Annotated in this window: 14 protein-coding genes; 7 read left to right on the top strand and 7 right to left on the bottom strand. The window is 41.8% G+C overall.

From position 1 onward, the window contains the following. Window positions 1-120 precede the first annotated feature (120 nt). The 5 genes from cgtA to CXF88_RS21245 all read left to right on the top strand — a co-directional run bounded on the left by cgtA (window position 121) and on the right by CXF88_RS21245 (window position 3,522). Window positions 121-1,287, top strand: coding sequence for an Obg family GTPase CgtA (gene cgtA / locus CXF88_RS21225; RefSeq protein ID WP_011638530.1), 1,167 nt, complete (start codon window positions 121-123; stop codon window positions 1,285-1,287). Window positions 1,288-1,307: 20 nt separating this feature from the next. Next, window positions 1,308-2,066: a threonine/serine exporter family protein gene (locus CXF88_RS21230; protein ID WP_101088748.1), complete on the top strand. Its 759-nt coding sequence runs from the start codon at window positions 1,308-1,310 to the stop codon at window positions 2,064-2,066. Next, the gene (locus CXF88_RS21235) at window positions 2,066-2,536 is read left to right on the top strand and encodes a threonine/serine exporter family protein (protein ID WP_101088749.1); all 471 of its coding nucleotides are present in this window, start codon (window positions 2,066-2,068) and stop codon (window positions 2,534-2,536) included. The genes CXF88_RS21230 and CXF88_RS21235 overlap by 1 nt, the downstream gene beginning before the upstream one ends. 19 nt (window positions 2,537-2,555) lie before the next feature. Continuing rightward, window positions 2,556-3,038: a type 3 dihydrofolate reductase gene (gene folA / locus CXF88_RS21240; RefSeq protein WP_101088750.1), complete on the top strand. Its 483-nt coding sequence runs from the start codon at window positions 2,556-2,558 to the stop codon at window positions 3,036-3,038. Window positions 3,039-3,135: 97 nt separating this feature from the next. Continuing rightward, window positions 3,136-3,522, top strand: a complete 387-nt coding sequence (locus CXF88_RS21245) for a DUF3718 domain-containing protein (protein ID WP_101088751.1) — start codon at window positions 3,136-3,138, stop codon at window positions 3,520-3,522. Between the two features lie 481 nt (window positions 3,523-4,003). On the opposite strand, the gene CXF88_RS21250 is transcribed toward CXF88_RS21245, so the two are convergent. The 7 genes from CXF88_RS21250 to lptD all read right to left on the bottom strand — a co-directional run bounded on the left by CXF88_RS21250 (window position 4,004) and on the right by lptD (window position 12,988). Further along, window positions 4,004-6,025, bottom strand: coding sequence for a methyl-accepting chemotaxis protein (locus CXF88_RS21250; RefSeq protein ID WP_101088752.1), 2,022 nt, complete (start codon window positions 6,023-6,025; stop codon window positions 4,004-4,006). A 153-nt stretch (window positions 6,026-6,178) separates the two neighbouring features. Then, on the bottom strand, window positions 6,179-6,997 hold the full coding sequence (locus CXF88_RS21255) for a symmetrical bis(5'-nucleosyl)-tetraphosphatase (RefSeq protein WP_101088753.1): 819 nt from the start codon (window positions 6,995-6,997) through the stop codon (window positions 6,179-6,181). 3 nt (window positions 6,998-7,000) lie between these two features. Continuing rightward, a complete protein-coding gene (gene apaG, locus CXF88_RS21260; RefSeq protein WP_101088754.1) occupies window positions 7,001-7,381 on the bottom strand; it encodes a Co2+/Mg2+ efflux protein ApaG in 381 nt (126 codons plus the stop codon). A gap of 48 nt (window positions 7,382-7,429) precedes the next feature. Then, complete coding sequence (gene rsmA / locus CXF88_RS21265; protein ID WP_101088755.1) at window positions 7,430-8,236, bottom strand: 16S rRNA (adenine(1518)-N(6)/adenine(1519)-N(6))-dimethyltransferase RsmA; 807 nt, start codon at window positions 8,234-8,236, stop codon at window positions 7,430-7,432. Between the two features lie 9 nt (window positions 8,237-8,245). Then, complete coding sequence (gene pdxA, locus CXF88_RS21270; RefSeq protein WP_101088756.1) at window positions 8,246-9,229, bottom strand: 4-hydroxythreonine-4-phosphate dehydrogenase PdxA; 984 nt, start codon at window positions 9,227-9,229, stop codon at window positions 8,246-8,248. Between the two features lie 9 nt (window positions 9,230-9,238). Then, complete coding sequence (surA, locus tag CXF88_RS21275; RefSeq protein ID WP_101088757.1) at window positions 9,239-10,543, bottom strand: peptidylprolyl isomerase SurA; 1,305 nt, start codon at window positions 10,541-10,543, stop codon at window positions 9,239-9,241. Window positions 10,544-10,687: 144 nt separating this feature from the next. After that, the gene (gene lptD, locus CXF88_RS21280) at window positions 10,688-12,988 is read right to left on the bottom strand and encodes an LPS assembly protein LptD (protein WP_101088758.1); all 2,301 of its coding nucleotides are present in this window, start codon (window positions 12,986-12,988) and stop codon (window positions 10,688-10,690) included. Window positions 12,989-13,131: 143 nt separating this feature from the next. Here lptD and CXF88_RS21285 point away from each other — a divergent pair, with 143 nt between their 5' ends. Both CXF88_RS21285 and murU read left to right on the top strand, forming a co-directional pair. Beyond that, window positions 13,132-14,160, top strand: coding sequence for a phosphotransferase (locus CXF88_RS21285; RefSeq protein ID WP_101088759.1), 1,029 nt, complete (start codon window positions 13,132-13,134; stop codon window positions 14,158-14,160). Further along, window positions 14,157-14,855 (top strand): N-acetylmuramate alpha-1-phosphate uridylyltransferase MurU, encoded by a 699-nt coding sequence (gene murU, locus CXF88_RS21290; protein ID WP_101088760.1) that lies wholly within the window; start codon window positions 14,157-14,159, stop codon window positions 14,853-14,855. Before CXF88_RS21285 ends, murU begins: the two co-directional genes overlap by 4 nt. Window positions 14,856-14,859 lie beyond the last annotated feature (4 nt).

Here is a 14,859-nt window from a genome sequence, read left to right on the forward strand (position 1 = left end):
TTTAATGATTTTGTTTATATGCAGTAGGCGATATCGTGATGAATGCTATCTTCAGCGCTTTCCTGCAAATTCCAGTGATTTGGGATTATAATTACAGATTAAGTGGCGTCAGGAGTCAGTATGAAGTTTGTTGATGAAGCGAATATTCGCGTAGAAGCAGGTGACGGCGGAAGCGGTTGCGTGAGTTTTAGACGCGAAAAATATGTTCCAGATGGTGGTCCAGATGGTGGTGACGGTGGCGATGGCGGCAGTGTATATCTGCAAGCTAACGAAAACTTGAACACGCTGATTGATTATCGTTTTACTCGTTTTCATATGGCTGAACGTGGCACCAATGGTCGTGGCCGTGATTGTACCGGGCATGGTGGTAGTGATTTGGTTCTGCAAGTACCAGTAGGTACTCGTGCTATCGATCAAGAAACAGAAGAGTCACTTGGCGATCTTACTGTAAATGGACAAAAGCTGCTTGTTGCTAAAGGTGGTTTCCACGGTTTAGGTAACACCCGTTTTAAAAGTAGTACTAACCGTGCTCCGCGCCAAAAGACATTAGGTACCCCTGGTGAAGTACGCTCAATTAAACTTGAGTTATTGTTACTTGCTGATGTGGGTTTACTAGGGATGCCAAACGCAGGTAAATCAACCTTTATCCGCTCTGTATCACGTGCGACGCCTAAAGTTGCGGATTATCCGTTTACGACTTTAGTGCCAAACCTTGGTGTGGTTAATCCGCGTCCAGGTCAAAGCTTTGTTATTGCCGATATCCCAGGTCTAATTGAAGGTGCTGCTGAAGGTGCCGGCTTAGGTATTCGTTTCTTAAAGCATCTTGAACGTTGCCGTATGTTGTTACACATTATCGACATCGAACCTATTGATGGCGTAGACCCAGTTTATTCTGCTCGTGCAATTGTCGGTGAACTTGAAAAATACTCTCCAAAACTAGCGGCAAAACCGCGTTGGTTAGTGTTTAATAAAACTGATTTACTGCTAGATGAAGAGATACAAGCTAAAATCGATCGTATTGTCAAAGAGTTAGATTGGCAGGGTGATGTTTATACTATGTCAGCTTACAATCGAACTGGTACTGAAGAGCTAAGCATTAAGATGCTTGACTACATTAGAAGTTTACCGGCTATTGTGGAAGAAATTACCGCTGATGCTGACGTTGAGTTTAAATGGGATAATTACCATAGCGCTGAAGATGAAAACGCTAATGAAAATTATGATGATGACTTTGACGAAGATTTTGATGATGATGACTATGATGTAGAAGTCATCTATCAACGTTAAAGAGCTCATTTGAGGACGTCGTGTACGAAGATAGCCAAAATGAAATTACCCGCCTTGTAGTACGCTGTGCGCAGCTACTACTGGCATATGGTGCTGAGTCTGATCTCGTTGAAGAGATTAGTCAGCGCCTTGGTAAAGCACTCGGTATTGCTAGCATTGAATTATCAATATCATCCAATGCATTAGTATTAACTAGCTTGGTACACGGTAGATGCATTACCACAACCCGTCGTATTCGTGCTCATGGCATTAATATGATGGTGATTTGTGAGCTTCAACGAATTTGCATACTAGCCGAAAAAGGTATTTATGGTGCCAATGAAGTTCGTAGACGCCTCGCTCATATTTCTCCTAAAACATACCCCGCAATTGCCGTAGTTCCTATGATAGGTTTGTCGTGCGCAAGTTTCTGTCACTTATTTGATGGCGACATGATGGCATGCTTGATCACATTTTTTGCCTCAGCGGTTGGAATGATAGTACGCCTTTTTCTGGCATCTCGACATTTCAATTTATTGGTTAACTTCTCACTGACTGCATTTGTGATCACGGCTATAGCTCAAATCGGCTATCTTGGATCTATCTCCGAAACTCCTCAAGCAGCAATGGCGGCAAGCGTGTTGATGCTAGTACCAGGGTTTCCGTTGATTAATGCAATTTCGGATATGGTCAAAGGTCACATGAATGTGGGTATTTCCCGCTGGGGTCATGCAACCCTATTAACTTTAGCATCGGTTATTGGTATTACCATTGCGATGCAAATGGGAGGGATATTTTAATGTTATCCTTTCTAAGTTTATTGCTGCATGATGCCTTTTTTTCGGCGATACCTGCGGTCGGTTTTGCGATGGTGTTTAATGTCCCTAAACGCTATTTAATTTATTGTGCCATCGCCGGTGCTATTGGCCACAGCTCAAGAACTTTCTTATTACATTTTTCAATGCCAATTGAATGGGCGACATTTATCGCCGCAGCTATTGTTGGCTTGATTACTATTCAGTTTGCTAAACGTCACCTTGCTCCACCATTGATGTACGCTGTTGCTGCCATTATTCCAATGGTACCAGGAACGTATGCATTCAATACTGTCATTGCATTAATTCAACTCACAGCACAGAGTCAGGTTAGTCCCGAACTCACAGCTCAGGTCATCGTCAACGGTTTAAAAACAGTATTTATCTTAGGTGCGCTGGCGGTAGGGTTAGCGTTACCAAGTTTGCTTTACTACCGTAACAGACCAATTATTTAACCATAAGGATTTTGCTTTAATGCGTATCGCAATGATTGCCGCAATGGCCAACAATAGAGTTATAGGTAAAGACAATAAAATGCCTTGGCATTTACCTGAAGATTTACGTCATTTTAAAGCGATGACCTTGTCAAAACCTGTTGTTATGGGGCGCAAAACCTATGAGTCAATTGGTCGACCATTGCCCGGGCGCCACAATATAGTGATTAGCCGTAATAGTCAGTTGAGTATTGAAGGTGTTACCTGTGTAAAAAGTTTCGATGAAGCTATCACTGCAGCGGGTGATTGTGAAGAAATGGTGGTGATTGGTGGTGGTCAACTTTATCAACAACTATTGCCTCAAGCTGACGTATTATATCTAACGTTAATTGATGTCGATGTAGAGGGTGACACGGTATTTCCTGCCTGGGATGATGGTTCTTGGGATTTACAGAACTCAGTAACTGCAACAAACGACAAAGGATTGCAATATAGCTTTAACACTTTAGTTAAAAAGTGTTAAATTAGTCGGGTTTACCCCTGAAATTAATATGTAAAAGTGATCTAAAGCATGATCTCTATACATAGTTATATAACTATAAAATATAAAGGAGTGTCAGATGCGTCTATTGCCTGTAGCTATTGCAGCCCTGATTGCAGCATCTTTTGTGTCAGCCCCTGCTATCGCCGATACAGATCAATTAGTTGCAAATATTTGTGATTATGTGAAATCAGACGACAAAAGCCGTTTACGTAAGAAGATGAAAGAAAGTCGTGTTAAATTACGTAATGTTTATTCAGGCATTTCTTGTGATGGCAGCAGTTTATTGCGTACTGCCTACAATTCAAATGCTAATGATGTCGGTGAGTTTATCGCAAAGCGTCTACCTTCAAGTGATTTAGCTATTCCTGAGGCTGATGGCAAAACCATTCTAGATTGGGCAGCTGCTAATGGTCATGACGGTAGCCCGATTACTGCCGCGATTAAAGACCGAGTTGGTGGCTAATTCTGGCGATGTGTCATCGTTGAGTCAGTCAATGTAATTAGAAATGCCGATAAGTAATTATCGGCATTTTTTATGTCGATAATTTACCCATTAGGTTGATTAGCAATGACGGATTACATTCGCCTTATATTTATTTGTTGTTTGCTTTCAATTTTCAGCCTGTTTACTGATAACTTGCTACTTACTGCGACCTATCTGCACATCAATTTGAGTCTAAAATCCATGTTCTATTAATGCCAGACAAGCCATTGGTTTCTGGCTTGCGTCACCAATTACAATCAAGGTTACCACACGCGTGAGTTGATAGTTGAAAGCGTGCTCTGTGGCTGTTCAGCGACTAGTTTAGGCATAATATTTTGCTTGTTATAAATCGATTTATTTCATTTACCATCAGAGTGTCAGTTACTCGTAATCAAATATTACAGGCAATAAAAAAGGCCCACTAAGGGCCTTTTATGAATACTAACTTATATTGTATAGATTAAACCTTGAACTCGCGTACCGACGCTTGTAGTTCTTCAGCAAGCATCGCAACTTGCTGACTTGATTGTGCCGTTTGATCCGCACCTATTGAGGTTTCTTCTGAAATAGAGGCAATATGTTCGAGCTTTTCTGAAACTTGTTGGCTAACGATATTTTGCTCTTGGGCTGCTTGGGCAATATGGTTACCAGAATCAAAGGCTCTGTGAACTGACTTACTAATGGTCTCTAAGGCAAGATTTGATTGTTCATTCTTTTCAACACAGCTCTGTGCTTGAGTACGACCCAATTCCATCACTGCAACGGCTTCTTGCGTACCAAGTTGCAATACTTCAATCATTTGCTGAATTTCACTGGTTGAGTGTTGGGTACGTGATGCTAAGTTACGCACCTCATCAGCCACAACAGCAAAGCCTCGTCCTTGTTCTCCAGCTCTTGCAGCTTCAATAGCCGCGTTTAGCGCAAGTAAGTTAGTTTGATCTGCAATCCCACGGATCACATCTAAAATAGAGCCGATTGACGCACTATCGGAATGGACTTTATTAATAACAATACCGGCTTTAGCGACTTCTTCAGCAAGGGCAATAATGGTATTTTTGCTTTCTTCTGCAAGCGTACGCATATGCTGTGTTTCTTGGTCAGCTTGTTTAATCTCATTCAGTGCTTGATCTGCGCTCATTGATACCTGTTGTGCACTCGAGCTCAGTTCCGTGGTTGCAGCAGCAACTTGGTCCACTTGGCTCTTTTGCTCTTGAATACCGATAGTGGTTTGCGAGGTAATTGCAGAGGTTTCTTCTGCTGCAGCAGCTAACTGATTTGAGCGATCAACGATGCCAATAATAAGACTTCGTAGGCTGTCGACTAACCGGTTGCAGTTTTTGGCTAATTCTGCGAATTCATCATGGCCAGTGTCATCTAATTTATGGGTTAAATCACCTGAAGCTAGCACATTTAACGCTTTATTGACTTTCTCTAACGAGCGGGTCAATGGTTTAACAACAGCAATACTGACAATAATGGCAACGATAATGGCAGTTAATACTACCAGTAACGTTTTAATGGCTGCTGAATCAATGATTTCTAAGGCAGTGGTGCTGATATCACTCGCGAAAGTGTCGATGGCTTTTGCCAAAACAGTCATTTTCTTGTTGACGTCTTTTGCTTCGCTTTGTGTATCGATTAACTGTTTAGCGGCCGCAAACTCGTGATTTAATTGTTGTTGTTTTAGTTCGATAATTGAACCGCTGCCTTTTAGCAACTTAAATACTTTTGCACTTTCAGCGGTTAAATCTTCTAAAACTGAACTGCTGACAATACCACTGCCCTGACGACCAATATGATCTAATTTTGATGAAGCTTCGCTGACCATGTAATCGAGTTCTTTAATGATCAGGTCATATTTACTTTGTTCGGTTGAGGCCACCAAATCATAAATTGTGGTAATGATATTGATGAATGTACCATCAACTAAGCTGGCTGACGCAGCCAAACTGCGTTCAGTTTCATCTTCGCTGGTTTCTAGATCGATAATATCTAATAAAATAGATGAAGAGTCATCTGCTGCATTTTCCAGGTTACTGCGCATTTTGAGTAACTTCTCTTGCAAGCTAAGAGCACTCTCACGCTCTACGATCATTTTTTTTGCACTCGTTTCATACACTGTGTAGCTTTTCGTTAACGCAGCTAATGGCGCAGTAAGCTGATTCTGTTTGCTTACTAAATTATTTAAGCGTGTAAGATCTTTTTCGAATGCGTTATCTAAATCAGTGAGCTTCTTTTCTATCGCTGGAATCTTTGATGAATGCGCACTGTAATAAGCGAGTAACGCTTCAATTTGCTGGGTGCTTAAGTTTTCACTTAAAATACTCGTCGATTCAAGTGCCGGTAGGCTGACCGTCTTAAGAATAGTCGTCCCGTCTTTAATACTGTTGTTGCTCAGCATGGTCACGCCACCGAGGACCATCAATAACAGTGTCACCACGGTAAAACCGCCAATGACCCTGGTCGCTACATTAATTTTCATACAGTACTCCGGCTATTATTATTTGATCCTGATTTTTATCTTGTATGTGCTATCGCATACCACGATATGAATTTATTAAAGGGCGATTGTTTCTCAGGCAAGCGTAATAAATTCTACATTTAGCTATCGGCTAAATGGTACTTTAGTTTAACGTTAAATTAACTTTTTTTGGGTAATTTTTTCATTCTTTTCAAGATGCCATAGTGTTAAATGCTCTCCCCAGCAGCAGCCAGTATCTAATGCGAGAACGTGCGGATTACTTGTTTGGCCCATTAAGGCCGCCCAGTGCCCAAATATGATGGTGTTTTGCGGTACTGTTTTTGATTCTAATTCAAACCATGGACGTAACTCGGCAGAATGCTGTTCGCTGGGTGGTGATTTACATTTAAAATCAAGACGGCCATCAAGGTGTAAAAAACGCATACGTGTTAATGCATTGATACAATAACGTAGTCTGTCAATACCGTGCAAAGATGGAGACCAGTGCTCAGAATCTTCTGTGTACATTTTGGCAATTAATGCACTTAGATAATCATTTTGCTGTAATGCAAAGCTGACTTGCTCTGCTTCATGTTCAAGGGTTGCTATATCCCATTGTGGAGGCACTCCCGCATGGGTCATGATTATATTATGTTCAGGTAAGGTTCTGACTAAAGGCTGTTGGCGGAGCCAATTGACTAAATTATCAATATCAGGAGCGTTGAGTAATTCATCAAGATGATCTTGTGGGTTGGCTCGTTTTAGCTTCCCGTGCAGAGCCAAAAGATGTAAGTCATGATTGCCCAGTACCACTTTTGCTGAATCTTGTAATGATTGGAAGAAGCGAAGGGTTGCTAACGATTCAGTACCTCTGGCCACAAGATCGCCAACCGCCCAAAGTTGATCTTTGGATGGGTTAAAGGCCACCTTCTGTAGCAATAGTTGTAACTCGGAGTTACATCCCTGAACATCGCCGACAAAATAGTGTGCCATGGGTTATTGAAATATCCCAGGAACAGCAAGGCGAAAAGGTGGAATGGTCGCTAAAAAGCGCTCGCCTTTATGATTTTCCATACCATAAGATCCTTGCATAAAGCCCACCGGCGTTTCCATCACAGTGCCACTGGTATACTGGTAAGCAGTATTGGGTGCAATAGTGGGGGTTTCACCAACAACGCCAGGGCCTTTTACTTCATTCTGTTCGCCGTCAGCATCGGTGATGATCCAATGACGGTCTTTAAGAGTCACCTTATTATCACCTAAGTTGATGATGGTAATGGTATAGCTAAAAAGGTATTTATTATCGGCAGCATCGGATTGTTGTTCTAAATATTGGGTGTCGACTTTAATCTTAATAGGCGATTCAACTTGGGTCATGTTATGTCCTAAAGCAAAAGGGCATGCTCAATATGCATGCCCTTATAATTAATCTTTTTTATCACACAGCATATTAGCCATTGCCACATATTGTGGGACACTAATTTGTTCTGGCCGCAGACTTGCGTCAATTTGCAGTGTTGCAAAATCTTCGTCTGAGATTAAGGTTTTTAAATTATTACGCAAAGTCTTACGGCGCATATTAAATGCTGTCGTGACTAAGTGTCTTAATACATCGACATTTTTACACGGCCAAGGTTTGACTTCAAAAGGCAATAATCTTATCACTGCAGAATCGACTTTCGGAGCAGGAGTAAAGCTTGTTGGTGGCACTTCTAAAACGGGTACTACCTGGCAATAATATTGCGCCATCACCGTTAAACGGCCATAAGCTTTGGTGCCAGGACTTGCAGATAAGCGCAAAACCACTTCTTTTTGCAACATAAAATGCATCGTTTCTATTTGTTCAGCAAACTCAAACAAATGGAACATCAGTGGCGTTGAAATATTGTAAGGAAGGTTACCGAACACTTTCATTTTCTTGCCAGGCTGTTGCAACTGACCAAAATCAAACTGTAACGCATCACCTTGGTGAATGGTCAGTTTGTCTTTAAGTACTGGGTGATATTGTAAGCGTTTAACCAAGTCACGATCTAATTCAACAACGGTTAAGTTATCAATCATATCTGCAACAGGTTCAGTTAATGCACCTAAACCAGGTCCAATTTCAACCATTACATGATCATTATCAGGTGCAATAGCGCCTACGATGCTGCTAATCACGCCTTGGTCGGTTAAGAAGTTCTGTCCAAAACGCTTTCTGGCCGTGTGGCCTAAATGTACTTTATTACTCATTAAAATGGGTTACTTACTTTTTGAGGCCAATTCGATGGCTTTGTTTAATGCACAGGTAAAACTGCCGCAATCCGCTTTACCACTGCCGGCCAATTCTAGCGCGGTGCCGTGATCGACTGAGGTGCGAATATAAGGTAAACCTAAGGTGATATTGACCGACTTGCCAAAACCTAATGATTTAAGCACAGGTAATCCTTGGTCATGATACATAGCTAATACCACGTCAGCTTGTTCGAGATACTTAGGCTGGAATAAGGTATCGGCTGGCAACGGGCCAACAATATCCATGCCTTGTTCTCGTAACTCGTTGAGCGCAGGTATGATGGTATCGATTTCTTCACGGCCTAAATGGCCGTCTTCTCCTGCGTGTGGATTGAGTCCACACACATAAATTTTGGGTGAGCCTAAACCAAATTTACTGACCAATTCACGATGCAAAATGGTAATAATGTGATGTAGTCTGTCGCGGGTAATGGCTTTTGCAACGTAAGCTAATGGAATATGTGTGGTCATTAGTGCCACTTGTAACCCTGGGGCTGCAAGCATCATGACGACATCTGCACAATTAGCTTGTAGTGCAAAAAATTCGGTATGACCGCTAAATGGAATACCTGCTTGGTTAATAATACCTTTGTGCACAGGACCGGTAACGACCGCGTCGAATTCATTCGACATATTTTTTTCACCGGCGTAGCGCAAAGTTTCTACTACATAAGCGCTGTTAGCTTCATTCAGTACACCACACTCAACTTCTTCTGCTACTGCAAAAGGAGCAATGGTTAATGTGCCTGCTGTTTGCGGCTTCGGTGGTTGCGATGGTTGATAAGGCCTGAGTTGTAAAGGCAGTCCAAGCATTTTTGCTCGTGTCATGAGCAAATTTTGGTCGGCACAAACAACTAACTCAACAGGCCAGGCCTGTTGAGCGAGTTTGATGACTAAGTCGGGACCAATACTTGCTGGTTCGCCGGGAGTGATGGCAATACGTTTAGTCATTAATTTTGCTTAGCCTCGTTTGCTTTCTGGCTCAACGATTTCGATATACGCTTCTGAACGCATTTCGTCTAACCAGTTTTGTAGCTCTTCATTAAACTTACGACGGAAGATTAATTGATGAGCACGGTTACTGTTAAATTGTTCGGTTGCATCAGTTTTACGGCGCGATTCAAGTTGCACTACATGCCAGCCATGAGTTGTTCGGAAAGGCTCACTGTATTGGCCTTCCTGAAGACTGGCTAATGTTTGCGTAAACTCTGGCACATACATGCTTGGGTCTGCCCAACCTAACTCACCACCTTTAGCTGCAGAACCTGGATCTTCAGAGTACTGAGTGGCTAATTTAGCAAAATCTGCGTCACCTGCACGAACTTGAGTCAAAAAGTTAGCTAACATCGCTTTTGCGCGATCTTCCGATAATATCGGCGATGGCTTTAACAGGATATGGCGTGATTTTACTTCTTCAACTTCTTGGGTTTGTAAACCACGAGTGTCGACTACTTTAATAATATGGAAGCCTGAACCCGATTTAATCGGACCGATTATGTCACCTTTTTTGGCGTTACTGATAACTTCAGCAAACAAGGTTGGCATTTCGTTAATGTTCATAAAGTCCCAAATCCCGCCTTCTAACGCTTTAGGACCTGATGAAGACGCAATAGCGGTACTACGGAAATCGTCGCCATTGTTTAAACGTTTAAGCACGATTTCTGCACGGCGGCTAGCACTTTCAAGTTGTTCGCTCGTTGGGTTGCTTGGTATTTCAATCAGAATGTGACCAATTTGAAACTCAACATCTTTTAAGCCTTGCTCTTGAATCAATTTCACTAAGCCACTAATTTCTTGTGGTGAAACCTGAATACGGCGTTGCACTTGAATACGCTGAATTTCACCTAGAGTGACTTCTTGACGTAACTGTTCGCGATATTGGCTAAAGCTCGTACCTTCGCTTTCAATAGTTTGTTGCATTTGCGCAACAGTGACTTTTTGTTCTTTAGCGATGTTTTCAATCGTTTGGTCTAATTGTAAATCACCAATCTGCAAGCCGATACGTTCAGCCATTTGCATTTGCAAGTGAGTTAAAATGAGACGTTCGATAACCTGGGTACGTAAGGCATCATCAGACGGTAATGTTTGTTTAGCTGCTTTAGCATTGGCTTTAACAGTTGAAACCATGTTGGTGATTTCACTCTCAAGAATGATGCCATCATTAATTTGTACTGATACGCGATCTAATGGCATTGGCGCAGCAACACTGGTGTTACTCATAGCTAATGCTAGTAATGCAAAAATTATTTTTTTACTGTGTTTCATCCACAAAATCCTTGGCACATTCGATTCAATATAAACTGGCAATACATCGCCAAAATAAGGTTACTACTTCATACTCAACAGCATGTTTGTTGTTATTGGACTATGAGTTTGTCGCTAGGTTCAGCAATCTATCACAAAAGAATGCTAATTCCTCAAGTAAAGTGGTTTACGGTAGTTAAATAAGCCTTCATTTAACATGTCGTCTACCCCTAACGGACCTGATCCGCCTAAGCCTTTAATGACAAAGTTTAGGTAAACACCGCTTTCAAACTCTTCGCGTCCGTCAACGCTTTCTGATAAATCATCATCGTAGTTGGTTTTGATACGATAATGATAACTTAAGCGCAATGCCCAGCAACATGACTCGTATTGTACGCCAGTGTAAGTTTCAATATTACGAGATTCATTGAGGTCGTAATAGTAGTTACCGACAAAATATAAGTTGTCACTAATAGGCCACGATGTGCGCACGCCTGCTTGGGAAATATCAACTTGATCATTGGTGTTGGTATTTAATAAGTCGGGTACATAACGGTAGCTTAACTGCAATAATCGGTCGCTACTTGGGCGATAATCCAAAGTGATTTCATTCTTTTTGTTTTCACCCGTTTCAGTGTCGTGTTGTACTGAACCACTCACAAACCAATCGTTGTATAACTGGGCATCTAATTCAGCCGCTAATACCGATGTTGACTGGGTTGTTTCTTCGAAAGCATCGTCAATACTGACTTTAGAGTTTTCCAAATACATGATTTGCCCCACGCTAAACTTGAGTTTTTCGCGGTTAGTTTGATCAAATAAACGAGTGGTAAAACCTAAGGTAAATTGGTTGGCATCAGCAACACGGTCTAAGCCTGAGTATTGGCGATCGCGGAACAGACCATAATAGTCTTCTTGTAATTGTGCGGTGTCATAAATACCAATATTGGATTGGTCTTCATAGCCGACATAAAGATATTGAATCTGAGGTTCAAGGGTTTGACGGTATTGTTCATCAAACAATTGGGTTGCTCGCTCAAAATTCACCTGACCGTGTAAACGCGCTTGAGGAATCGTACGGCTTATACTGTCGTCTAATGTTGAGTCTTCGTCGATGTTTTGCTGCCAATACTGAGTTTGCAGTAATTTAACTTCACTGGTAAATGAACCTGCTGGCCCTTGTATTGGCCAAATTAAGCTAGGCACTAAATGTAAGCGGGTAGCGGTATTATATTCATTATCTTGATGACGGAAATTGGTCAGTTCTGAATTAAATTTAAAGTCGATAGAGTTAAAAATGTCTGCAGAACGATAATTAAAGTTTAGCTGTGGCATCACTTGATACGGTTTTTCATCTTCACCAAGCACTTTAATGTCTTGCACGCGCATGTTGAAGTCCCAGTTGCGTTCAAAATAACTGGCTTCACCGATCCGTGATAACTGGTTGTCGGTTGACTGATTAACGTCGGAATTTAAATCGTTGAAATAATTGTTATCAGACACATCGGTATAGTCTGATCTTACTCGCCAGTTTTTGTTGACTGCGCCTTGATGGCTCCAGTGATACAAATAACGGTCAGCATTAGAGGTTAGCTTACTGTCGCTACCTAAATATTCGACATTGAACTGGCCATTTTGCTGTTCGCCAGCGAGATAGCGAAATTCCGTTTTGGTATACAACCCACGCGAAGACATGAAGTCCGGGGTGAAAGTTAAGTCAAACTCTGGGGCGATATTCCAATAATACGGGGTGCTAACTTCTACACCGTTAGTGGTGCTGGTACTAAAACTTGGGAATAAGAAGCCGGTTTTACGCTTATCTGATACAGGCACTGTCATATACGGGATATATAATACTGGGATGTTGGCAATACGCAGCTTGGCATTCCAAATTTCACCCCATTCTTCTTTGCTGTCAATTTTGATCATATCGGCTTCAAGTAACCATGATTCATCACCAGGAGGGCAGGTAGTGAAGTTGGTTTTTGTTAGCAATAGATTATTGTCTGAAGTTATCTGTAGTTTTTCTGCATCGCCATGTACTTGTTGCCCATGTAGCCAATACTGAGCCCCTTTTAAGGTGGCGTTATTAGTGCTCATTTGCGCTTCTAAGGTATCTGCTGTGACGGTAAATAACTCATCTTTAAAGATAAGGTTACCTTCTGCATTTAAGCGTTGTTGTTTTTGATCTAATACCGCGTTGTCAGCAGCGATATGGCGAAGTCCCTGGCTGAAACTCACATCACCCGAAAACTCAGCTTGGTTATTGTAAGCAACGGCAGAGTGATCGCTAATGATAACAATTTGATCGTCTGATATGCCGGTTAATGCTGCACGGTCTTCGAATGAACGAGACACAGGCGGAGCAACAACGCATTGCAATGAAGGCGCTTCTGTCGTTGTAGGCTCATCGGCCAACACGATATTTGGGAGTAGGCTTAGTGCCAGAAAATAACGGATCTGCATTGTTGTCAATAATTTATGAATTCTGATTCCGGAAAGTTTTGGAGAGAAAAAGATACTCAGCTAGATGAAACATTCCATTCTTTAGCTGTTTCCAAATGTTATGCTGGCTATAATAAAGCAATTTTTCGTTAAGAGCCATTGAGATGATTTTATCTGACCCAAGATTTGTCGCGTTAAGTAACTGGTTATACCAATATTTCGGCGATAAAGTTGCCATTAACTTGATCTGCGGCGACGCCAGTTTTCGACGCTATTTTCGTCTTCATCATCAAGGTATTGATTACATTGTTTCAGATTCACCGATCGACTTAGTGCCCATCGCGCCATTTGTGGCAATGGCCAAGGCTTATCAACATGCAGGCTTACTGGTACCCGAAGTGCTTGCAACCTGCGAAGACTATGGTTTTGTCTTACAAACTGATGTAGGCGAATTACAACTTTTGTCGGTGCTGAATAAAGACAATGTGAGCGACTATTATAAGCAGGCATTAAACTTATTGCCGGTCATTGCCACGGTAACGAAAACCGAAGATGGACCGTTAGCTGATTACGATGACGTTTTTGTGGCAAGAGAATTAGCTATTTTTGTCGATTGGTTACTAAAAGAGCATTTAGATTACGCATTGACGGATAATGAGCAACAAATGATTGCGGCTACGTTTGCAGCCTTAACCGACAATGCACTGGCGCAGCCAAAAGTGGGCATGCATCGTGATTACCATAGCCGTAATTTACTGATAAATGATCAAGCGTTAGCGGTGATTGACTTTCAAGATGCAGTGCATGGGCCAGTGACTTATGATGCGGTATCATTGCTGCGCGATTGTTACGTGCGTTGGCCAGATGATATCGTTAATCACTTGATGAGATATCATTTTCAGCTCGCTATAGATCACCAATTAATGGATGAAAATGTTGATTACGTTACTTATACCCAGTGGTTTGATTTAATGGGATTACAACGTCATATCAAAGCTGCGGGTATTTTTGCGCGGTTATATCATCGTGACGGTAAGCGCAGTTATCTGGCTGATATTCCATTAACCTTACAATATGTTGCTGATATTGGGATGAAATACCCACAAACTACCGATTTTAGTCTGTGGGTTCACAGGGTGATTTTACCGTTAGTAAACCACAAAAATACTAATGAGGCGGTAAGCGAAGCATGAAAGCGATGATACTGGCTGCAGGACGCGGGGAGCGTTTGCGCCCGTTAACAGACTCCTTACCTAAACCATTAGTGAGCGTTGCAGGTAAACCTTTAATTGAATATCACTTAGAAAAGCTCGCGTTAATTGGCGTGACTGAGGTTGTGATCAATCAAGCTTGGTTAGGGCATAAGTTACCTGAAATGCTAGGCGATGGGAGTCGATGGGGTTTGCAGATTAACTACAGCGAAGAAACCACAGCGTTAGAAACTGCTGGGGGGATCAAGCAAGCATTACCTTGGTTGGGGGACGAACCTTTTTTGGTTATCAATGGTGATATTTTTATCGATCACTTGCCCGACGTCACCTTGGCATATCAGCGCGTTTACCAAGGTGAAGCACAAGCTTATTTGTGGTTAGTGGATAATCCAGAACATCATCAACAGGGTGATTTTGCTATTGATGCCCAAGGTAAATTAACCTTGAGCGATGAACAAAGGTTAACGTTTGCTGGACTGGGGATTTATCATCCTCAATTATTTAGTCAGTTGCCTGAAGGTAAACAGGCTTTGGGTCCTTTGCTTAAAGAATCCATTGGCCAGCAACAAATACAAGGTGAGCATTTTGATGCTTATTGGTGCGATGTCGGCACACTTGAGCGATTGGATAAATTACAGCGTCGCTTGGTCGATATAGAGACTCTGTTACCGCTTTAAGCTA

The organism is Shewanella sp. ALD9 (assembly GCF_002836315.1).
Lineage (GTDB): Bacteria > Pseudomonadota > Gammaproteobacteria > Enterobacterales > Shewanellaceae > Shewanella.

Excerpts from the sequence above, each read along its gene's own strand:
- CXF88_RS21255 (WP_101088753.1), bottom strand. The coding sequence starts at position 6,997 with ATGGCACACTATTTTGTCGGCGATGTTCAGGGATGTAACTCCGAGTTA.
- cgtA (WP_011638530.1), top strand. The coding sequence starts at position 121 with ATGAAGTTTGTTGATGAAGCGAATATTCGCGTAGAAGCAGGTGACGGC.
- CXF88_RS21235 (WP_101088749.1), top strand. The coding sequence starts at position 2,066 with ATGTTATCCTTTCTAAGTTTATTGCTGCATGATGCCTTTTTTTCGGCG.
- folA (WP_101088750.1), top strand. The coding sequence starts at position 2,556 with ATGCGTATCGCAATGATTGCCGCAATGGCCAACAATAGAGTTATAGGT.
- CXF88_RS21285 (WP_101088759.1), top strand. The coding sequence starts at position 13,132 with ATGATTTTATCTGACCCAAGATTTGTCGCGTTAAGTAACTGGTTATAC.
- apaG (WP_101088754.1), bottom strand. The coding sequence starts at position 7,381 with ATGACCCAAGTTGAATCGCCTATTAAGATTAAAGTCGACACCCAATAT.
- murU (WP_101088760.1), top strand. The coding sequence starts at position 14,157 with ATGAAAGCGATGATACTGGCTGCAGGACGCGGGGAGCGTTTGCGCCCG.
- pdxA (WP_101088756.1), bottom strand. The coding sequence starts at position 9,229 with ATGACTAAACGTATTGCCATCACTCCCGGCGAACCAGCAAGTATTGGT.
- CXF88_RS21250 (WP_101088752.1), bottom strand. The coding sequence starts at position 6,025 with ATGAAAATTAATGTAGCGACCAGGGTCATTGGCGGTTTTACCGTGGTG.
- lptD (WP_101088758.1), bottom strand. The coding sequence starts at position 12,988 with ATGCAGATCCGTTATTTTCTGGCACTAAGCCTACTCCCAAATATCGTG.
- surA (WP_101088757.1), bottom strand. The coding sequence starts at position 10,543 with ATGAAACACAGTAAAAAAATAATTTTTGCATTACTAGCATTAGCTATG.
- rsmA (WP_101088755.1), bottom strand. The coding sequence starts at position 8,236 with ATGAGTAATAAAGTACATTTAGGCCACACGGCCAGAAAGCGTTTTGGA.
- CXF88_RS21245 (WP_101088751.1), top strand. The coding sequence starts at position 3,136 with ATGCGTCTATTGCCTGTAGCTATTGCAGCCCTGATTGCAGCATCTTTT.